The sequence below is a fragment of the Vibrio sp. ED004 genome (genome assembly GCF_023206395.1).
GTDB lineage: Bacteria > Pseudomonadota > Gammaproteobacteria > Enterobacterales > Vibrionaceae > Vibrio.
The window spans coordinates 674,501-694,482 of record NZ_CP066150.1 but is presented as its reverse complement, the minus strand read 5'-3'; the positions used below and the strand labels follow the sequence as shown (position 1 = coordinate 694,482).

Below are 19,982 nucleotides of genomic sequence, written 5' to 3'. Positions count from 1 at the left end.
GATCTTCATTAAACACTGACTGTGCTTTGTGATGCTCTTGCGGCTTTAAAACAGTTTAATGGTTAGCTACTTACTAGCATTATTAACCATTGCTAGATTGCGCGTTTCTAACGCTGCCTTCAATAGCTTGTCGGCTTCATCTCTCGCGGCTGTGAATGTCGCTTTTTCCTTTTTAGGCACAGAATCGGCCATTGGGATATTCGCTTTCATCGCATCAACAGGGCGACCACGTTCGATCAGTTCATAGTGCAAGTGAGCACCTGTCACTCGACCCGTTTTACCCGATAGACCAATACGTTGACCACGAGATACCGTTTGTCCTTTACGAACAAGGATCTTGCTTAAGTGCAAGTAACGCGTTTTATAAGTGCTACCCTGTTGAATCACCACATAGTTACCCGCATAAGGGTGTTTACGGGTCATGATCACTTTGCCGTCACCCGTTGATTGAACAGGCGTGCCAATTGGTGTCGCGAAATCCGTACCATTGTGCGGTGAGATTCGGCCAGTCACCGGGTGTAGACGTTTAGGGTTAAATTGAGAACTCTGACGCCAGCTGCTGTTTACAGGATAACGTTGGAAAGCACGTTGAAGGCTATCACCGTCTGCGTCGTAGTATTGACCATCAGTATGAAGGTACGCAGACACAACACGATTGCGGTTTATAATCTTAATTGCTTCAATTTCGCGTTTGCCCGTAGCAACACCATCAACAAATTGCGCTTTCTGAAGCACCTCAAACTGATCGCCGGCACGTAAGTCACGGCTGAAGTTCAGCTTGTCTTTAAGAAGGGTCACAATATGGTCAATCTCAAGGCTGTTCAGGCCAGCTTTATTCGCCGACATTGAGAAGCTGCCATGGATATCACCCACGAGAGGTCGCTGCTTCCATTCGCCCGGAATAGAGATATCTTCAAACTCGTATGTGCCGTCTTCAAGCAGTCGATAAACCACTTTATCCGCAACACTAAATTGAAGTTCCATTTTAGAAAGATCGCCCGTCGCCTCATCACGCCAAAAACGCAATGTGTTACCTGGACGAAGCGTGTCCAACGCAAGGAAGTTTAAATCGGTTTCCATCACGCTCATCATCGATTTATAAGAAAACCCAAGCTGAGTGAAGATGCTACTTAAGTTATCACCCGTTTGAATTTGGTACTCAAACGTTGGCGGCTCGATAACAGTAACAGAAGAAGGTGACAGAATAGACTCAATCACAGTTGAGTCGGGTAAATCAAGATCGATCGTTTTCGTCAGATCCGATTGTGACGATTGCAAAGCAACACCAATCGCAGCAATAAGTGGCAGTCCCAAAATAGCTACTTTTTTTACAGGTGAAAGCTCAGCAAACGGAGAGGGAAATATTTTTGAATACACGGTAAACAGGTCTTTCTACGATATAAAGGCATAGGATATGCTTTTCAAACGCATAAATCATCAATGCATTGTCATAATATGACGTGAATCTGTCTACGTAGAGCTAAGTCATTGAGTTGCCGTAAGTGAACGTTCACTTCTCTCCAAATAAAATTAACCGCTAAATTTGAAAATAAAAAAGCAGAAACGGCTAGTTTCTGCTTTCTATTAATTTACGTTATTCCGTTTCGAATAATTAATAAACGAAGCGAATTAGTCGCCGTTTTTAGAAAATGAAGCGCTTAAACAACTCAATCCATTATCACGATTGAAGCAAGACGGCTGAGTTCGAAAAACGCGACTTTTTACCTAAAACAAACGATCGCGATTAAGCGTTAACCGTCGACACTAGGCAGTTGTCTTCGCCAAATTCATTTGGAATGTAACGGTCGGCATTCGAATCGTTTACCCATTGCTGATCATCAACTAGGTAGCGAAATTGAAACTCGCCATCTTTAGGTAAGCGAGTTTTGAATTTGTAGACTTTTCCTTTCGCCAGTTTTTTCATTGGCGTGGCTTTCCAGTCAAGGAAGTCAGCAACAATGGATACAGAGTTCGCCTCTTGAGCTTCTAGCTCGAAGGTCACTTCCACTTCATCTTTCGTCTTAAAAAAACGTTTATTAATCATTCGCAAGCTCCATTTGTAAAAGTAAGCAGACACAAGCACAAAAAAGTGTCTAAATTTCATTCATCTTATTAAGATAATATGTAATTTGGCTCACATAAACAACAAATCCTTGCACTAACGAAAACGCTATTGCTTACCAATTGATTGCGTATCAAAAGAAAAGCTCATCAACACCTTTTCAGAAGGGGGTTCTGCAAATGATTGTTCCGCAGAATGCTGAGTAAAGCCGATAAAACCTTCCCCTGTGAGTTTTTTCTGTGATTGCGAATCTGGCTGCTGAACGACATCCAAAGTCTGAATTTGCACGCGGTCGCCCAAGAAAAGCTGGTCAACTAGCACCACACGGCTTCGCTGCTGATCATGTTTAAACAGACCAAGGTAATAGAATACGCCACTGCCTTGGTTTGATATCCACATTGGCGCAACGAAAAAACTCGCGTTGCCCAAGGTCACCGCAGAAAGGCTTTTCGTATCAACAGTCACCACGCCACGCTCTACTCCAGAATCATAACGACCAAACGCGATTGCTTTTGGCGCATCGATTTCATTAATAAAGGCGTATGCGTTGGTTTCAGGTACTTTGATTGTCCATGGGTTGGTTGTCTTCAAATCAAAAACGGTTTCTACGACTGGGTCATAACTGACTTGAGAAGAAGGAAACTTAGCTAAGATTTCTTCATCACTTAAACTAAAACGATAAACACCCGCCAATATCACCACGACCAGCATGACAATTGGAATCAGTAAAATCAGAGGTATAGGCAAGATTTTCTTTTTCATGAGCAATTATATTCTTTTGTTTTCATCCAGTTGTGCAGACCATAAAGGGCTTTAGTATAATTATCAATACAGGGTTAACCAGAAGTGGAGCATGGATGGATATCAATCATATTAAAGACAGAAATATCAGAAGTTGCGAATGTCGCTGTGGAGCCGTCAATCTCGTATGCCGCGGTGAGCCTCAACGCACCTCTGTGTGTCATTGCTATGAATGCCAAAAACGCACAGGAAGCGTGTTCGGCGTTCAAGCTCGGTTCCCAATTGAACAAGTCACACTCAGCGGGGAGATCACCTCTTTCTCACGCATTAGCGATACAGGCAATGAAGTCACCTATCAGTTTTGTCCTCAATGTGGCACCACTATGCTTTTACAATCTGTTGCCGCTGCCGATTTTTATATCGTCCCTCTCGGGCTATTTAAAGAACAAGATTTTCCACTGCCAAGTTTTTCAGTTTATGAAGAGCGCAAACATGGTTGGGTCAAATTTGACCATCAAATGAGTCACTATAATTAGTGGCTACAACCCTCAAGTATTGCGATAACACCTGTAAAGAAACAAACTGCAATACTGTTGCCCAAGATCAAATATGAAAGCCCCGCAACGCTAGCGTATCTTTTCGCTAGCGTTATAATCTGCTCCTCTTTCTAACCCAGGGTGAACCACATGATTTCTAAGCTACCTCGCTGGGTTGAATACGGCGCGCTACTGCTAGCAGGCCTTGCTGGCAGCGTAAATGCTATTGGGTTACTTGGTTTCCAACATCAAGCCATCTCGCACATCTCTGGCACCATGTCTTTACTCGGCAGCAGCCTACTCACCCCAACTTCGGCATCAGTGCACCTTCTATTGGTGATCATGAGCTTTATGTTAGGCGCAGCCTTTAGTGGGTTCTTTATTGAAAACCAAGCACTAAAGCTAGGACGCCGCTACGGTGTCGCGCTATGTATTGAAGGTGGGTTGTTATTCTTGGCACTTTGGGCACTATTACAAGGCTACATGTCAGGCCAATACTTCGCTTCAGCCGCATGTGGGTTGCAAAACGCAATGATCACGACTTATAGCGGTGCGATCATTCGTACCACACACATGAGCGGGATCATCACGGATCTTGGGATCATGATTGGTGCTCGCCTTAAAGGCATGCCCTTTGACCGCCGCAAAGCCAAACTGCTGATGTTCATCGTTGTCGGTTTTCTATTTGGAGGCTTAACGGGCGCTTGCTTGTTCCAACGCTTCGAAATATTAGCTCTGGCGTTCCCTGCTTCTTTCGCCTTCATCATTGCGTTTAGCTATTGGCTATACTTGACCTATCGAACTGAAACGCCAGTAAATTTATAAATATCTGGCAATATATCCTCAAACTACGTAACATCCGCAACACTTTATTCTAAACTCTTAAGGAGTTGCAGAATAACCAGTGTGAATACTTAGCGATATTTGATGAATAGTATTGCAAGCGATATTAATACTGGGTAATCTTGCACCCAATGAGAAAATACGGACGTTTAGTGAATAAAAATGCCAAGGATGTGGCTTTTTTACGTGTAGAAATTCGAGAACAATAACATGTCTAACAACACGAATACTGCTCAAACAGAGAAATCTAAAGGCAGTTTCTGGGTTTTCTTAATCCCATCATTGATTGGTTTATTCCTTTTCATGGCACCAATCAGCTATCAAGGCGATCTCACCATCCCTGTAGCGATCTTAGCCAAGTCAATTCAAGCGGTTTTCGGTGAGTACCTAGTCTCTATTATCACTGCGATCGTCGCTTTCATGTCTGTAGCTTCCGTTTTAAGCACCATTTTCAAGCCTACATTCATTACATCGAATTCATTTTTAAACGGCCTTTTCAACCCATCTCCACTGTGGTTGTTGGTTCGTTTGATTGGTGGTGCTGCGGCATTCATGGCGTTCTTCCAAGTAGGTCCAGAGTTTATTTTGGAAGAAAACACCGGTGGTTTAGTGTTAGAAGGCCTACTTCCTACACTGTTCTCAGTATTTATCTTTGCGGGTTTGCTACTACCTCTTCTACTTAACTTCGGTTTGCTAGAGTTGTTTGGCACCTTGTTAAGCAAAATCATGCGCCCAATCTTCAACCTACCAGGTCGTAGTGCTATCGACTGTATGGCTTCTTGGTTAGGTGATGGCAGCGTTGGTATCCTGCTTACAAGCAAACAGTACGAAAAGAAATTCTACACTCAACGTGAAGCTGCGGTTGTTGGTACGACTTTCTCGGCAGTATCGATTACGTTCAGCCTTGTGGTCATTGCACAAGTAGAGTTAGAGCACTTGTTCCTACCTTTCTACGCAGCAATCTGTCTAGCGGGTATTGTAGCAGCGGTAATCATCCCTCGCCTTCCACCACTAAGCATGAAAAAAGACACCTTCATTGATGGTAGCAAGCCGCACAAAGACGCTGACGCGATTCCTGCAGGTCACTCAACATTCTCTTGGGGCCTTGAGCTAGCAGTAAACAAAGCATCACAAGTGAAGTCGGCTAAGTCTGTATTTGGCGAAGGCGTTCGTAACGCTGTTGATATGGTCTTTGGTGTACTGCCTGTTGTTATGGGCCTTGGTACCATGGCGTTGGTGATTGCGGAATACACCTCTGTATTCTCGTTCCTAGGTCAGCCTTTCATCCCATTCCTAGAGCTACTTGGTGTACCTGAAGCCGTTGCAGCCTCTGAAACGATCGTTGTTGGTTTTGCGGATATGTTTATCCCAGCAATCCTTGCAGCTTCTATCGACAACGAGATGACTCGCTTTGTTATTGCAGCAATGTCGGTAACTCAACTGATTTACATGTCTGAAGTAGGCGCTCTGCTTCTAGGTAGTAAAATCCCAGTAAACATCTTAGAACTGTTTATCATCTTTATTCTGCGTACTCTAATTACACTCCCAGTTATCGCTGGTGTAGCTCACCTAATATTCTAAATTAGATGCTACTTATATAAGTAAATAAGCAGATAGAATTATAAGCCTCACTTTTGTGGGGCTTTTTATTTGCACAAAATATATACACAGCGTTATTTGGATTCTAATCAATATATAAGTTCTGCATATCATTTAATTTCATATTGTTTATTCACATCACCTCGTGTTAATAGAAAACTGAACGCATAATCTGCAAATTAATACATTCTTAATTCCCCCTTAAACCCCGTCTAGCGCCATTCCCCAACTCATTGAACCCAATAATAAAAGTAACAAATATGTGATTTAGTGAATTTTGTATTGTTTGGGTTGTTGTATTTTTGTAGTCTATTTTGTGAAATTACATTCAAGTAAATTTCAATCTCGTCGATATATATAATTAGAAAAACACGATTAACTTTAGTCTTCGCAAAGCCTGTGAGAAGGGGAAAACTCAATGAAATTTAGCCATAAGGTGGTTGCTGCATCATCAGCCTTGCTGCTAGTGACAGTATCATTGCTTTCAATACAACAACTTTACACCGTTAGAAGTGCTGTAGAGAACCACGTCAATGCGAGTCTTAAAGAGATGGTCTCGGGCGTAAAAAATACAGTAGTATCCGAGATGAATGCCAAGAAAGCTTTGGCGCAATCGACGACTGAAGTCATCGAGATCAATCCTCAAGATCGTACTTACGTAAAAGAAATTTTAGAAAAGCCAAAGCTTAAAAACAGCTTCCTTGCGGTTGGTTTTGGTTATGAAGCAAACGGTTTCGTCATTGAAAATGATGACGGCTGGGAAGCGGGGCCAGATTACGACCCACGAATTCGTCCTTGGTACATTGATGCTAAATCCAAAAACAGTTTAGTTGTTACCGCGCCTTATGTGGATGCATCAAGTAAGAAGGTCATTATCTCAGTGGGTACTCCAGTTAAAGACAACGGCCGCTTTACTGCAGGTATGTTCTACGACCTAGAACTGACCAACCTTGCCACCTTGGTGAACCAAGTAAACCTGTTTGATGCGGGCTACCTATTCCTAGTGACAGCCGACGGCACAACGATTGCTCACCCGAATGCTAAAAACAACGGAGAAACGCTTTCAAGCTACATGCCTCAAGCGACTATTCGTGAAGGCTCTCAGGAGATTGAAGTCGACGGCAAAATGTTCCTAGTTAACTTCACACACATCCCAAGTGAAGATTGGTACATCGGCGCAATCCTAGATGAAGAGATCGCTTACCAAACGGTCGAAGACTTGAAAAACAGTTCAATGATCTACTCTTTGCTTGCTGTAATTCTTAGTGTCGTTGCGCTAACGGTTCTGATCCGCGTGTTGATGCGTCCACTGGATGCACTTAACCAAGCGATTCAAGATGTGGCGAGCGGACAAGGTGACTTAACTAAGCGTCTGGATACCAACACAGACCAAGAGTTCTCTGACCTAGCGAAAGGCTTCAACACCTTTACCGAAAACCTGCAAAATCAAATCATTCAATCGAAAGCGATTGGCGTTGAGATTAAACGTGGTACGGAATTCACAGTGAAAGGTGCTGGCGAATCTGCAAATGCGATGAACACGCAACTGCAAGAGCTTGAACAGCTCGCGACCGCAATGAACGAGATGGCGGTTACCGCAACAGAAGTAGCAAACAACGCTCAAGGTGCTGCGGCTGCGGCTCGTGAAGCTGACGAAGCAACGCTAGACGGCACCTCTGTAGTTAGTGAAACCACTCAAGCGATTGATAACTTATCTGAGCGTATCGACCAAGCCGTTGCAGAAGTACAAGTACTTGAATCAGCAACTGCAAACATCGAAACGATTCTTAAGGTAATCAACGACATTGCAGACCAAACCAACCTACTAGCACTAAACGCAGCGATTGAAGCAGCGCGTGCGGGTGAATCGGGTCGTGGTTTCGCAGTCGTAGCCGATGAAGTTCGTACTCTGGCGCAACGTACTCAAGAATCGACCACTGAAATTCGTAACATGATCGAGCAGCTTCAAGCAGGCGCAAGCTCAGTATCGAATGCGATGAACCAAAGTAAAGACACCGCAACTGACGCCGTTGAACGTGCTCAGCAAGCGAACTCTTCACTTGACCGTATTCGTGACGCGATTCAGCGTATCTCTGATATGAATATTCAGATTGCTTCAGCAGCAGAAGAGCAGAGCTTAGTCGCGGAAGAGATCAACAACAACACCGTTAAGATCAAAGACCTTTCGACACAAGTATCTACAGCAGCTCAAGAAGCGAACACGGCAATGCAGCAGCAAACTGACAATGTTCGCCAACAAGACGAGCTATTGAATAAGTTTACGGTTTAACCACGGTTTGGCTCAGTCGCCGTTTGGTTGAGTCACCGATCGTTTTAGCTCCCGAGCAATAGCTTAAAATAAAAAGCCCCGCTTACTGATTGCCAGTAAGCGGGGCTTCTTTTTGTAACCTAACAGAGTTAACTCGTGACAGGTTTCAGTTCATTCGTCGTCAACATCATGCATTGGTTCGATTCCACCTTGATGGTTAAATCCTCACCCACACATTCAAACACATCACCCGACAATAAATCGGTTACCGCACCTGTCCAACTTAATGAGGCGGTTTTGCTGCGTTTCGACTTGTTAATCACCACAATGCCTTTGTCACCGCGGACAAATACCAACAAATCATCATTCGCTTCAACCACACGCATCGCTTCGCCATGAACATGATTATGGAATTGAATCATGCTTTTCATGTAAGGCGCTTGCCAGTCGTTAAGCCAACGAGGCTGACCATTCTGGTCCAAAATACCGCTCGTGCTTAATTCACTATAAACCAGTGGTACACCGCCATCTCGACCAAGAATGAAGGCGTGAGCCAATCGTTCGTCCACTTCGTCCATCACATGTTCCAAAAACACCTCGTTGTTTGGAATGTCATGGGTCACGGCAAAAGTGATGGCTCTCATGTTCGATAGAGCCTGACCAAAACAGTAAGGGTTGATCAGAGACTTAAAGCTGCCCTGCTCTTCAAAGGCTTTGAAGATGGTATTGAACAGAGGGAAATCGTACGCACCTAAGCGCGTGTGTTTCAGGTACGGCTCAAGGAACAGCTCGTACTCTTCTTCCGTCGCACCGCCATCGGTAATGATCTCGCCAAAGATGTGCATTTCTTCGCAGATATCATCAGTCCATACTTTGCGCAGGTGTGACAGTGTCATGTGTTTTGCAGCATCAATGCGGAAACCTTTCACACCAATCGCTTTCAAGGCTTTTAGGTACGCTCGCTGTTGTGCAACCACATTGTCGTTGTCTAACAGCGTTGGCAAACCAGGATCGCTGGCTCCGCCAGTAATACGCCCGTTCTGCACTTCCCAAGTGTCTTTCCAGTTTTTGATACCAAACGCTTCCACAAAGTCGTTTTCATCAAATAAAGGCTTAGAAAGATCACCAAACAAGCGGATCGATTCATAATAATCAGCGTCTTTTTGGTAAGACGCCATATCTTGAAGGTTCGGATACGTTAAGTCACTGCGAATGCCAGATTCGTTTGCCATGTGGTTGAACACCACATCCACATAGGTACGAAGCCCATGTTGCTTTAACGTGTCGACCATCGCTTTAAAATCTTGCGTGTCACCCAACTGATTATCGATCACACGATAGTCTTGTGGCTGATAGCGCTGCCACCATTGAGTACCAGAATCTCGGTCGCAACCTTTAGGGCCACGTAACGACTTCATTGCCGGTGAAACTAAAACAGATTTATAACCCAACTCTTGGATCAGTGGGGCGTTCTTCATTACGTCAGCGTAGCACCAGTCAAAGGCATGCAATATGACATCTGTCGCTGGGTTGCTTAACATAGCTGAACTCTCCATGTTGTTCTCCTACCAAACTCGTTGACAGCTTTTTAGAAAAGGCAAAGGCTAAAAGGCAAAGCTGCATAAATTTCCTCAAGAATGGCATTTATTATATGAGTTACTCATTAAAAACCCTCCTCCTCCTACCAATTACTCACGGTGGATAGTTGAGGGCGTAGCACCAATTATCGCATAACGTCTGGGATGAACACTCAGCCATCGTGCTTTTAAATGCACCAAAAAGTCACAAAAAAGGAGCGTATATACGCTCCTTTTATTCCATCTAACACATATCTTACACTAGGTTCTGTAAAGAACCTTAACTACGTGCCAACCGAATTTAGTTTTTACAAGATGTGGTACAAGCGTCTCGCCAGAGAAACAAACCTTATCAAACTGAGGCACCATTTGACCTTTCTTGAACTCGCCAAGGTCGCCGCCCTTTTTACCAGATGGACAGGTTGAATGTTTCTTCGCTAGCGTTTGAAATTTAGCGCCCTTTTTAAGCTGCGTCATGATGTCTTCTGCTAGTTCTTTATGCTTCACCAGAATATGAAGCGCTGCTGCTGTTCTTGCCATGATAATTCTCAGTTTGTTGCTGTCTGCTTGTCGACTAACCATCGACAGCGAGTATTTAGCGTGATTTTAACCCAAGAAACACCATTCTTCACTCTATAACCGAAAACAACCGTCTTAAAGCCCCTAAAAACAGTAGAGTTACTTGCCGCGACTGCTATTTCCCTTTAAATTATTCTTTATAAATTAAGCGTGTAGTAAATAGGAGCCAATTATGGCCAAACCGATCAGTAAAGCGAGTCAGTCACAGGGAATGTTGATGTTCAAATTGTCCCTCACTCAAAGTTTTGCGATTGGCACGCTTAAAGTCAGGGAAATCGTTCCTTTTCAACCGATGACTCAAATCCCCTACTCTCATCACCATGTGATTGGTACCGTGACCATTCGCGATCTTACGGTGCCTGTGATTGATATGTCTGCCGCGATTGGCTTTCGCCCGATCACCCCAGCTGAATACAATGACTGTGTGCTCATCGTGACCGACTGCTTAAGAACGGTCGTGGCATTCTTGGTTCGCTCAATCGATAAAATCATTGAATGTGATTGGAAGAGTATTGAATCACCGCCAGCGAGTGTCGGTCGCAACGTGTTTGTGACAGGCATTACTCGCTTTGAAGATCGCATCGTCCAAATGCTCGATGTCGAACTGCTGCTCTCTAAGATCTACCCAGATTACGAGAATGCGCATATTCCAATGCTGACCGACGTAGAAAGGGAGCGCCTCAAAGCGCTAAACATCTTATTAGTGGATGACTCTTTGATTGCACGTAAGCAGTTATCTGATGCCCTAGACAGCATCAACATTCCTTATAGCATCTGCAATAACGGTTTGGATGCGATTGACCTGATGAGACGCCAAGCTAGCGTAGGCAAAGCGATTGACCTTCTTGTGAGTGACATTGAGATGCCGGGGTTGGATGGTTACGAACTTGCATTTGAAGTACAGAACGACAGTGCATTGAGCCATGCTTACTGCATTTTGCATACCTCACTTTCAAGTGAGATCTGTGTGGATCGTGCTAATCAGGTAGGTGCCCACGAAGCGCTTGAGAAGTTCAATGCGGGTGAGTTAATCGAAGCCATGCTACGCGGCGCAAAAGTCTTAAACGACGCCTCTACGGCTGCTTAGGGCTATTCACGAAGCTAAGCCAACATCAAGTTCAATGGTTTAGCTTCTTCAATTCGTAGTTTTTCATCTCTTAACCCAAATAGAGCTCGCAGCTAGTCTTTCTTTTTGGGCATCGAATAGCTCTTACTCACGAATTCCACTTCCTCTACCTCATTGACATGATTAGTGAAAGATGCCAATGCATACAGTGTGTTCGCGACTAAGTTAGCGTATTTAAAAAGAATCGGGTCCGGTGATTTTTTACTTTCATGATGCTCAATGCTCACCAAAGCTCGCACCACTTTCTTAGCCTGGCAACGACACAAGTGAAGCTCGCTCGACACTCGATGCCCACCCGGTAATACAAACCCTTTGAAGCCACCTTCTAGCTGCTCACGGATACGGTGGTAATCTTGCTTAAGCTCGACCAATTCGGATTCAGTAATCGCTAACTTCCCACGCACGGAACCATTCAAATGATAGATGTTCGGTTGCAGGCGTTGCAGGATCTCGCGAACTTGTGGTTCCAATTCCAATGAAAGAACCAATCCAACTCGGCAGCAAAGCTCGTCCGATAGAATCTCAAAATCACAGATAGGACTGTCTTCATAAATGAACGGGTAACAGAACTCGTCCCAATCTCGACTTATTGGCTTCACGTAGCGATCCTTACACATAAATATTAATCAAACGCCAATATACCAAACTCTTTGATTTAGTCTGCTTTTTCTCACATCAACGCTAGTGTGTTTATAACGATTTTTAGACGTAAAAAAACCCTCACATTGGAGGGTTTCTTAAATAACCAGTTAAACGAGATTACTCGTTAGATACTTTTTTGTGGCCTTCTTGCAGGTGAACGAAATCTACTAGATCGTCACCCGATACTTGGTATGCCTGACCAAAGCCTTTAACGAACAGGCCGTTCTCTGCTTTAAGGTTGAACAGAGAGAAATCTTGAAGCTGGCTCAGACCATCGATGATCTCGCCGAAACGCTCTTGCATCTGGCCGATCACTTGAGTCCAAAGCTCCGTTTCACGTTCTACAACGCTCGCTTGCGCATCAAACGTTAGACGCTTACGTGCGTAAAGCTGCTTCGAGCTCTCTTCGTCTTCAATCATCATCAAAGACACTTGAGGGTTTGCTTTCAAGTTACGAGCATGACGAGCAATATCAGAAATTAGAACAAAGTAACCTTCTTGGTTCTGAACGAAAGGTGCGTAACTTACGTTTGGACGACCTTCTTCATCAACCGTTGCAAGTTGAAGGGTACAGCGCTCTTGGCGAAACTCTTTAATTTCTGGACCTAAGCGACCTTGTAGACGTTCTTGTTTTACTTGCTGTTCCATGGGTAATTCCTTTATTCACTTTCTCTGATTTATTATTTTTGCCCGAGGTTGAGCGATCATTAGCGAACTAAACGATCCTCGAGCATTGATGTCTTATTAACTGTTACTGCTGATTCTGTTTAAGCTTGTGCTTTTAGCGCTTTGAAGCGTTCTACTTGGTCGGCAATTAGCTCACGCTTTTCGTTGCGGCCTAGGTAGATCTTAAAAATGTTCTCGCCCGTTTCACTGAAGAAACCGAAGTAATGACTTTCACGGCCCATGAACGCTTTGCTCACCAAACCGATCTGTTTAACGTTGTCTAACTTTAGGTGACCATGAAGCTCGCCTTCTTTGCCCATCAGGTTGTAGTAACCACGTGCTACTTTACCTTTAGGGAACGGCGCTTTTACTTCGAAGATTGATCCGAATGAATGCACGATTGTGGTCACAGGGCCCCAACCCACTAATCCTTCTAGAATTTCTTGAGCACGGCTACCATCTAGCATCACTGCCATGTCGTTTGGAAAAGCAGCAACCACTTCAACCTCTGAAACACCTAGCTTCTCAGCAATCGCAGTAGGAAGCAGTTTTGGTTCTTCTTCTAGAATGCGAGCGACACGTTGTTCTAGAGTTTCTGTCATTTCTAATGTTGTATCTGTCATTGAATATGTTTCCGTATAAACGAGTAATTTACGTAAGTTTTAAATTAAAAATTCGATATTAAGCGTGCTTCAAGCTTGCATGCGGGTGAACGCCCGAACCTGATGCTTTCGGTGCTGGGTGCATTGCTTGGTATTCAGCGTTAAGCACTTGAATCACACTCTGAGCCAGGCTTACTGCCCAGAAGCTGCCTGCAATAGTCAGGCTCAAGTAATCCTCTGAAAGCTCAACCAAGCCATTCTTTTCCCAATGTGAGAACAGAGGCTTCAAGTAATCGAACGTGTCTTGTCCCATAAAGGTCGGCAACGTACTTCTTCTAACAACACCAGAATCAAAGCCTGCCTTTAATGTCGAGAAGATTGGCTCTAATGAGCTTTGCTTCGTCATCATGGCAATCGGCAACTGACCTTGTTTTATAGACTCCATGTAGCTGTCTAAAGTTCGATGTTGCATCACACCATGACCGCCAATGTTGCCACCAGCACCACAACCAATTGGCAGCACTTCGGCATAAGTTTTCGCTAAGCTATTGTAAATGCTGCGTTCGCGGTTATCGCGAGTCCAGTGATTCACGCTCAGCTGTTTAACCTTGTGCTTAGCCATGAATTCAACACCCGCCAGGTACATGCTCGCCTTATCAGGCGTATTGGCCGGTGGTGGGATTTTTCCTTTCTCAACAAGATTAAGCATAGGTGCATTACCCCCAACAATCAGTTGGTAGAGGTCAATACCGTGCGCACCAGTAGACATGTAGTCTTCTAAATCTTGTTGGAACACTTCCATAGACTGGTATGGTAATCCGTACAGTAAATCCAGAACGATGGGCGCTTGCTCTGTACGACTTAGTGAACTGATACGTTCTAGCACAACCTCTCGGTCATCTAAGCGCTTGGCGCTGCGTCGAACTTGAGTGTTGAAACTTTGAATACCAAAGGAGAAACGGTTGAAACCACCTTCAAGCGCACGATCAAACATCTCGTCGCCAAAGCGATTGATGCGCCCTTCTAAGGTCATTTCCACATCGTTTGCTAACGGGAAATATTGGCGAATAGCCTTACCTAGTTGCTCTACCTGTTGAGGCGATAGATCGGTAGGTGTTCCGCCACCAATGTAGACGGCGTGAAATAATCCAGACTGAGCCCAAGGCGTTTTGGCTTTTTGCTTCAACTCAACCATCAGAGCATCGAAGTACTCATCCACTAATTTGCGGCTTGCGGCATTTTGGAAGAAGTTGCAGAACGTACAGCGCACACGGCAGAAAGGAATGTGGATATACAGGCAACGCTTATCCTGTTTCTTCCCTTCGCTTAGCATCAGTTCATCAAAGAGCTCCAACTTCTTGCTCGGGTCGACCGGAATTGAACTTCCTCCGGCATGTGCAGAATGCTTTTTCGCAAACGCAAAACGAAGCGGATCAGGGCTAGAAATACCCAAGATTGATTCGTCAAATTTATAAATATTAAGACTCATATAATCTCTCTAAACACTTACATAGCAAAGTCTGGAAGACTATTCGCTAAAAACTGAGAGAATCATAAATAGAGCCAAATGATAATGCAATTGATAATTGATCTTATTTAGATTCTAAGCGATAATCCGATACAGAATTTTGATTTGGTAAAGGATTGATTGTGAACGTTCCTAGATATGTTATTGCAGGCGGTGCATCGTTGGTGATTCATGCGGCGCTATTGTTTGTCGCTCAAGAATCCAAAGTATTTGCGATGCCTGCAGGTAGCCAATCGAACACGGTATCGATCAACTTCACACCTAAAAGCGCTCCTTCTCAAGCTCAGCAAAAAACGGTTACAGAACCCGTTGAACCAAAACCAATTGAGGAAACTGTCTCACAAGCTGAACCTAAACCTGTCGAGCCGAAGGTCGTTGAGCCAAAGCAAGCCAAACCGACACCAAAGAAAAAAGCGATCACCAATAAGCCTCAACCTAAGAAAGTAGAGAAAAAGGTTGTTGAAAAGAAAGTCGAGAAGAAGCCGGTTCAAAAGAAACCGGTGACTGAGAAAAAGGTCGTGAAGAAAGAACGCCCTGAACCAGCACCGCAACCAGAGAAGCTGGCCAACAAAAAAGTCGATAAGAATATGGACGAGTCTGCCAACCAGCCTCAGGAAGTAAACCAAGGCGTATCAAACCAAGAGCCGGTGCTAGTCACTAAGCCTTCTTTCTCTGCACGCCCTACACCGCCGAATTATCCTCGCCAAGCCAGACGTCGTGGCGTTGAAGGTGTCGCAACTTATGAGATCTGGTTAGACGCAGAAGGCAAACAAATTAAACAAGCATTAGTAAATTCATCAGGCGCACAAATGCTCGATAACGCCGCTTTAGACGCCATTAAACAATGGAAATTCTCACCTCATACTGTCAATGGTCGAGCGATTGCTCACCGAGTACAAATACCTGTTCGTTTTAGGTTGGATTAATCATGCAACAAATCAGTCACTTACAAGATCAACTGGGCTTAATGACTTGGCCTCTTCTTATCTGCTCTGCATTAACAGCAATGATCATCGCAGAACGTATATTCCAAGTTATGTTAAGCATTGGCGTTGGCAAACGTGCCATTCGTCGTGAGCTCAATCAGATCTCGCCAACCAATAGCAAAGAGATTGAAGCGCTCGCTCAGTCGATTTCAGGTAAACGACCGCTATTGTACAAGGGCGTGTCGATGTTGCTTGCTCACCACTCTTTCTCAAAAGGTTTACGTGAAGATGCAGCTGGGATCTGGCTACAAGAGAAACGCCACCAATTGCACGCTGGTCTAAGACTGCTTGGTTTAATCGGTGTGATTAGCCCGCTGATTGGACTGCTTGGCACGGTACTTGGCCTTATTGAAATGTTCAAAGGTGTTGCCGCGACTACTGGCAGCATCACACCGAACGACCTAGCAGACGGTCTTGGTTTAGCAATGAGAACGACGGCTGCTGGCTTGATGATCGCACTTCCAGCAATTTCAGGTGCACAACTATTAGGCCTTTGGGCTGACCGAGTGCTTGCTCAGCTAGAACATACTCTGAACTATGTGAATGTGTGGCTAGAAGGTATGTCGATTCAAACCAATCAATCTGATGATGCTCAAGGTAAGCCTGTCAACAAAACCTCTATTGGTGATGTGAGCCAAGCATGATTAAGACGCCCCACTCATCTCACACACAAAGCCTAGTTCCGGACTTAACACCGTTGCTCGACATCATTTTTATCGTGATGGTTTTTCTATTACTTACGGCATCAGTAAAACTGGAGTCACTGGAAGTTGAACTGCCTAGTTCTGACGTTAAAAACGTTTCTGAAGTCCACAAAGACTCGATTAGCGTCAACATCCTAGACCATGAACCCTACTGGGCGATTAACGGCCAAGAGTACATCGACTGGGAAAACTTCAAGATTGCCTTGTTAGAAGAGACAGGCTCAACAGATAAAAAGCCGATCATCATTGGCGCGGACAAAGCCGCCAACGTGGAGAACCTAGTGAAGCTGCTTTCATTCCTTCAAGAGAACGGAATTCCAGCAACTCAACTGCTCACTGACGATGGTTAGAACAAGACTCAATTTTCACGAGGTTTGGCTTCTGACCGATAAGACTAAACAATCAGAGCTAAGCCTCTCTATCGACTCGAACTCACAATGCGAACGGACTGCTCACTGAGTATCTTCGCGATACAAAAAGAAAATATAAAGAACTTATTATGAACAACTTAAACGTGCTCAATAAATTAAAGACCAAGACACATCTCCTTTCAGTGGCCGCTATGAGCTTGGCATTGACTGCACCAACCGCGATGGCAAACGATGTTGAACAACCTCGTATCATCAGTGCCGGTAGTGCTGTTACAGAATTAGTTTTGGCGCTTGGCGCAGAAGAACAATTAGTGGGTATTGATGTAACCAGTCGCTTCCCTCAATCTGAAAACCTGCCAAAGATTGGCTATCACAGAAACCTGTCTGCTGAAGGTTTGCTTGCCCTAGAGCCAACCACTCTGATTGGCTCTGATGAAATGGGGCCAGACAACGCTATCTCTCAATTAAAATCGGCAGGCGTCGATGTCGAGATCGTGAACACTGAAGCAAACGTTGAAGGGTTATTGAAGCGTATCGACCAAATCGCCAAGATCACCCATACCGAAGACCACTCACAGCAAGTGAAAACTGAAGTGAATCAAAAGATCGCAGCACTGAAAGCGAACCAAGTACCAAGCAACGAAGCGAAGAAAGTTCTGTTCCTGTTACTGCATGAAGGTCGCCCTGCGAACGTTGCTGGTGGCGAAACATCACCAAACGCAATCATCGAATTAGCTGGCGGAATCAACCCTGCCGCTCAGAGCCTAACGTCTTACAAGCCACTTTCAATGGAATCACTCGTTGAGATGCAACCTGATGTCATTTTAGTAAGCGGCCGTAGCTATCAAAAAATGGGCGGCGCGGATGCCATCCTGAAATCACTTCCGATGCTAGCGGCAACGCCTGCAGGTATGAACAAGCAAATCATTACCGTAAATGGCAGTGCTTTGGTTGGCGGGCTTGGCCTAGAAAGCCTCTCTGAAGCAAAGCGTCTAAACGCACTTATCTACCCGCTATAACTCAACCATCCTATTTCTGCTATCGCTAGTTCATTTCCCTTCACCAACTGATTCACGCTGTTGGTGAAGGTGATTAAAATTAGCGATAGATATTGAGGCCCTTTATGTTGTTACGATCCGTCCCACTGAAAACATCGATGTTAGGCCTAGGTGCTACCTTAGCTTTTGTCGCACTGTACTCGATCACTGTTGGGCCAATGAACATTAGCTTAGCCGACAGCGCTACGAGCTTAATTCGACCAAACAATGACTTAGCACCTCACATCAATTTAGTCATTCAAGAAATTCGCTTACCTAGAACCATCTTGTGCATGCTGATTGGTGCAATCCTCGCCTTATGTGGCGCGGTAATGCAGGGTTTGTTTCGAAACCCACTTGCCGAACCTGGCATCATAGGTGTGTCTGCGGGCGCAGCATTAGGTGCTGCACTGGCTATCGTTCTTTTCTCTGAGCTTTCACTTCAATACCCTGCCTTCATGAACTTTGCAGCGGTACCTGTGTTTGCCTTTCTGGGCGGTGCCTTAACCACGCTGCTGGTTTACAAACTGGGTACTGGCAAATTCGGCACTTCAGTAACCATCATGTTGCTTGCAGGTGTGGCAATCAGTGCACTATCAGGCGCAGGTATTGGCTTCTTAAATTTCATTGCAGATGACCAAATGCTGCGTGATCTGTCACTATGGTCAATGGGTTCACTGGCAGGAGCAAAGTGGTCGGGTATTTTGCTTGCTGCGATTACACTCGTTGGTCTGTTTGTCGTGTTTTATCGCCAAGCGATGTCTTTGAATGCTCTATTACTGGGTGAATCAGAGGCGCAACACCTTGGCATCCCAGTACAAAAGCTAAAACGAAAGCTGATTCTATTAACCGCTGCAGGCGTTGGTATCACCGTTAGTTTATCAGGCATGATTGGTTTTATCGGGCTTGTTATCCCTCATTTAGGTCGCATGTTAGCGGGTCCAGATCATCGAGTGCTACTTCCCCTGTCAGCGGTTCTAGGCGCATTACTACTAACGGCTGCAGACATGTTCTCTCGCGTGGCACTGGCACCAGCTGAATTGCCAGTGGGTATTGTCACTGCAATCATCGGCGCTCCATTCTTCTTGTATCTACTATTCCAACAGAAAGGGAGAATCCTTTAATGTTTCCTGCAGCGTTAAAAGCAACAGACATCGAAGTGAAATTCGGCAGCAATGTGATTTTAGATGGCGTATCTATTGAGATTGAAGCAGGAAAGGTAACCACACTGCTTGGGCCAAACGGCGCAGGAAAAAGTACACTGCTTAAAGCTTTATGTCAGGAGATATCGAGCACGGGTGATATCCAATATTTTGGACACACCAAAGACAAGTGGCCTTCGCAGAAGTTGGCGAAACACTTGGCGATGCTTCCTCAACACAGTACGTTAACCTTCCCATTTCTGGCGCACGAAGTTGTCGAGCTTGGTGGTATTCCTCTACAAGAATCAAACAAACAGCTCACGAGCATCGCTAGCCAAAAAATGGATGTGGCTGATGTCACTCACCTGAGTGAAAGGCTCTACCCTTCCCTATCTGGCGGTGAAAAACAGCGTGTTCACTTGGCTCGAGTGTTAACTCAGCTTCACCACTCTGGTGATCAATGCATATTAATGCTCGATGAACCGACATCAGCACTGGATCTCGCCCACCAGCACAACACTTTAAAAATTGCGAGAGAACTAGCCGACAACCACAATGCTGCCGTTATCGTGGTTCTGCACGACCTAAACCTAGCCGCTCAATATTCTGATCGACTCGTAGTCTTAAAAGACGGTAACTTGGTTTGCGATGGCAGCCCTTGGGAGGCGCTTGAACCTTCTATGATTGAGGGTGTGTACGGCTACAAAAGTATTGTAGAAAAGCACCCAACCATGAGCTTCCCACAGGTACATCCCGCCCAATAGACTCGATTTAGAACCTGCTCGTTTTGAGCATTCGCCCCTAATAACAATTAAGTCATTATAAGCCTCGATTTTCTCGAGGCTTTTTATTGTCTCATAGCCTCTCTCACGCCTTAAACTTAATTTTACTAGCTACCATAGCAATGAACTCCAAAACGCCTCACTCCAAACGTTTGAGGCTCTATAAATAAACATTATCAATTAGGGTTAC

20 protein-coding genes are annotated in these 19,982 nt (G+C 44.7%); 11 read left to right on the top strand and 9 right to left on the bottom strand.

The window, feature by feature from the left end:
- Positions 1-66: 66 nt before the first annotated feature.
- From ITG10_RS20595 to ITG10_RS20585, 3 genes are all read right to left on the bottom strand, one after another.
- On the bottom strand, positions 67-1,377 hold the full coding sequence (locus tag ITG10_RS20595) for a peptidoglycan DD-metalloendopeptidase family protein (protein ID WP_026084167.1): 1,311 nt from the start codon (positions 1,375-1,377) through the stop codon (positions 67-69).
- Between the two features lie 367 nt (positions 1,378-1,744).
- Positions 1,745-2,044 (bottom strand): isoamylase early set domain-containing protein, encoded by a 300-nt coding sequence (locus ITG10_RS20590; RefSeq protein WP_017630092.1) that lies wholly within the window; start codon positions 2,042-2,044, stop codon positions 1,745-1,747.
- Positions 2,045-2,170: 126 nt separating this feature from the next.
- Entirely contained in the window at positions 2,171-2,824 is a 654-nt protein-coding gene (locus ITG10_RS20585; protein WP_017630091.1) for a hypothetical protein, read from the bottom strand.
- Positions 2,825-2,856: 32 nt separating this feature from the next.
- Here ITG10_RS20585 and ITG10_RS20580 point away from each other — a divergent pair, with 32 nt between their 5' ends.
- From ITG10_RS20580 to ITG10_RS20565, 4 genes are all read left to right on the top strand, one after another.
- Positions 2,857-3,339: a GFA family protein gene (locus ITG10_RS20580; RefSeq protein WP_206598099.1), complete on the top strand. Its 483-nt coding sequence runs from the start codon at positions 2,857-2,859 to the stop codon at positions 3,337-3,339.
- A 150-nt stretch (positions 3,340-3,489) separates the two neighbouring features.
- Entirely contained in the window at positions 3,490-4,164 is a 675-nt protein-coding gene (locus tag ITG10_RS20575) for a YoaK family protein (RefSeq protein ID WP_017630089.1), read from the top strand.
- A gap of 228 nt (positions 4,165-4,392) precedes the next feature.
- Positions 4,393-5,763, top strand: a complete 1,371-nt coding sequence (locus ITG10_RS20570) for a YjiH family protein (RefSeq protein ID WP_017630088.1) — start codon at positions 4,393-4,395, stop codon at positions 5,761-5,763.
- A 436-nt stretch (positions 5,764-6,199) separates the two neighbouring features.
- A complete protein-coding gene (locus ITG10_RS20565; RefSeq protein ID WP_017630087.1) occupies positions 6,200-8,071 on the top strand; it encodes a methyl-accepting chemotaxis protein in 1,872 nt (623 codons plus the stop codon).
- Between the two features lie 128 nt (positions 8,072-8,199).
- Here ITG10_RS20565 and ITG10_RS20560 read toward each other — a convergent pair whose 3' ends face one another.
- Both ITG10_RS20560 and ppiC read right to left on the bottom strand, forming a co-directional pair.
- Positions 8,200-9,606: an alpha-amylase family glycosyl hydrolase gene (locus ITG10_RS20560; protein WP_017630086.1), complete on the bottom strand. Its 1,407-nt coding sequence runs from the start codon at positions 9,604-9,606 to the stop codon at positions 8,200-8,202.
- Between the two features lie 282 nt (positions 9,607-9,888).
- Positions 9,889-10,167, bottom strand: a complete 279-nt coding sequence (gene ppiC / locus ITG10_RS20555) for a peptidylprolyl isomerase PpiC (RefSeq protein WP_017062750.1) — start codon at positions 10,165-10,167, stop codon at positions 9,889-9,891.
- Positions 10,168-10,378: 211 nt separating this feature from the next.
- Between ppiC and ITG10_RS20550 the strand changes: the two genes are divergently transcribed.
- Positions 10,379-11,293: a chemotaxis protein gene (locus ITG10_RS20550; protein WP_017630084.1), complete on the top strand. Its 915-nt coding sequence runs from the start codon at positions 10,379-10,381 to the stop codon at positions 11,291-11,293.
- A gap of 92 nt (positions 11,294-11,385) precedes the next feature.
- On the opposite strand, the gene ITG10_RS20545 is transcribed toward ITG10_RS20550, so the two are convergent.
- The 4 genes from ITG10_RS20545 to hutW all read right to left on the bottom strand — a co-directional run bounded on the left by ITG10_RS20545 (position 11,386) and on the right by hutW (position 14,731).
- Entirely contained in the window at positions 11,386-11,931 is a 546-nt protein-coding gene (locus ITG10_RS20545) for an ATP:cob(I)alamin adenosyltransferase (RefSeq protein WP_026084165.1), read from the bottom strand.
- Between the two features lie 160 nt (positions 11,932-12,091).
- A complete protein-coding gene (gene hutZ / locus ITG10_RS20540) occupies positions 12,092-12,622 on the bottom strand; it encodes a heme utilization protein HutZ (protein ID WP_192852769.1) in 531 nt (176 codons plus the stop codon).
- Positions 12,623-12,741: 119 nt separating this feature from the next.
- Positions 12,742-13,263, bottom strand: coding sequence for a heme utilization cystosolic carrier protein HutX (gene hutX, locus ITG10_RS20535; protein WP_008215687.1), 522 nt, complete (start codon positions 13,261-13,263; stop codon positions 12,742-12,744).
- 58 nt (positions 13,264-13,321) lie between these two features.
- Positions 13,322-14,731, bottom strand: a complete 1,410-nt coding sequence (gene hutW / locus ITG10_RS20530; protein WP_017630846.1) for a heme anaerobic degradation radical SAM methyltransferase ChuW/HutW — start codon at positions 14,729-14,731, stop codon at positions 13,322-13,324.
- A gap of 161 nt (positions 14,732-14,892) precedes the next feature.
- Here hutW and ITG10_RS20525 point away from each other — a divergent pair, with 161 nt between their 5' ends.
- The 6 genes from ITG10_RS20525 to ITG10_RS20500 all read left to right on the top strand — a co-directional run bounded on the left by ITG10_RS20525 (position 14,893) and on the right by ITG10_RS20500 (position 19,774).
- The gene (locus ITG10_RS20525; RefSeq protein ID WP_017630847.1) at positions 14,893-15,696 is read left to right on the top strand and encodes an energy transducer TonB; all 804 of its coding nucleotides are present in this window, start codon (positions 14,893-14,895) and stop codon (positions 15,694-15,696) included.
- 2 nt (positions 15,697-15,698) lie between these two features.
- Complete coding sequence (locus tag ITG10_RS20520; RefSeq protein ID WP_017630848.1) at positions 15,699-16,400, top strand: MotA/TolQ/ExbB proton channel family protein; 702 nt, start codon at positions 15,699-15,701, stop codon at positions 16,398-16,400.
- Positions 16,397-16,810 carry a biopolymer transporter ExbD gene (locus ITG10_RS20515; protein ID WP_017630849.1) on the top strand — a complete coding sequence of 138 codons (414 nt, stop codon included), beginning with the start codon at positions 16,397-16,399 and terminating at the stop codon, positions 16,808-16,810. The genes ITG10_RS20520 and ITG10_RS20515 overlap by 4 nt, the downstream gene beginning before the upstream one ends.
- Positions 16,811-16,959: 149 nt before the next feature.
- Positions 16,960-17,850 (top strand): ABC transporter substrate-binding protein, encoded by an 891-nt coding sequence (locus ITG10_RS20510; protein WP_017630850.1) that lies wholly within the window; start codon positions 16,960-16,962, stop codon positions 17,848-17,850.
- A gap of 104 nt (positions 17,851-17,954) precedes the next feature.
- Positions 17,955-18,992 (top strand): iron ABC transporter permease, encoded by a 1,038-nt coding sequence (locus tag ITG10_RS20505; protein WP_017630851.1) that lies wholly within the window; start codon positions 17,955-17,957, stop codon positions 18,990-18,992.
- A complete protein-coding gene (locus ITG10_RS20500; RefSeq protein ID WP_248387111.1) occupies positions 18,992-19,774 on the top strand; it encodes a heme ABC transporter ATP-binding protein in 783 nt (260 codons plus the stop codon). The genes ITG10_RS20505 and ITG10_RS20500 overlap by 1 nt, the downstream gene beginning before the upstream one ends.
- The last annotated feature ends 208 nt before the right edge of the window (positions 19,775-19,982 follow it).

Coding starts and splice junctions, on each gene's coding strand:
- ITG10_RS20550 (WP_017630084.1), top strand. CDS start 10,379: ATGGCCAAACCGATCAGTAAAGCGAGTCAGTCACAGGGAATGTTGATG.
- ITG10_RS20590 (WP_017630092.1), bottom strand. CDS start 2,044: ATGATTAATAAACGTTTTTTTAAGACGAAAGATGAAGTGGAAGTGACC.
- ITG10_RS20560 (WP_017630086.1), bottom strand. CDS start 9,606: ATGGAGAGTTCAGCTATGTTAAGCAACCCAGCGACAGATGTCATATTG.
- ITG10_RS20585 (WP_017630091.1), bottom strand. CDS start 2,824: ATGAAAAAGAAAATCTTGCCTATACCTCTGATTTTACTGATTCCAATT.
- ITG10_RS20575 (WP_017630089.1), top strand. CDS start 3,490: ATGATTTCTAAGCTACCTCGCTGGGTTGAATACGGCGCGCTACTGCTA.
- hutX (WP_008215687.1), bottom strand. CDS start 13,263: ATGACAGATACAACATTAGAAATGACAGAAACTCTAGAACAACGTGTC.
- ITG10_RS20500 (WP_248387111.1), top strand. CDS start 18,992: ATGTTTCCTGCAGCGTTAAAAGCAACAGACATCGAAGTGAAATTCGGC.
- hutW (WP_017630846.1), bottom strand. CDS start 14,731: ATGAGTCTTAATATTTATAAATTTGACGAATCAATCTTGGGTATTTCT.
- ITG10_RS20510 (WP_017630850.1), top strand. CDS start 16,960: ATGAACAACTTAAACGTGCTCAATAAATTAAAGACCAAGACACATCTC.
- ITG10_RS20570 (WP_017630088.1), top strand. CDS start 4,393: ATGTCTAACAACACGAATACTGCTCAAACAGAGAAATCTAAAGGCAGT.
- ppiC (WP_017062750.1), bottom strand. CDS start 10,167: ATGGCAAGAACAGCAGCAGCGCTTCATATTCTGGTGAAGCATAAAGAA.
- ITG10_RS20505 (WP_017630851.1), top strand. CDS start 17,955: ATGTTGTTACGATCCGTCCCACTGAAAACATCGATGTTAGGCCTAGGT.
- ITG10_RS20565 (WP_017630087.1), top strand. CDS start 6,200: ATGAAATTTAGCCATAAGGTGGTTGCTGCATCATCAGCCTTGCTGCTA.
- ITG10_RS20515 (WP_017630849.1), top strand. CDS start 16,397: ATGATTAAGACGCCCCACTCATCTCACACACAAAGCCTAGTTCCGGAC.
- hutZ (WP_192852769.1), bottom strand. CDS start 12,622: ATGGAACAGCAAGTAAAACAAGAACGTCTACAAGGTCGCTTAGGTCCA.
- ITG10_RS20520 (WP_017630848.1), top strand. CDS start 15,699: ATGCAACAAATCAGTCACTTACAAGATCAACTGGGCTTAATGACTTGG.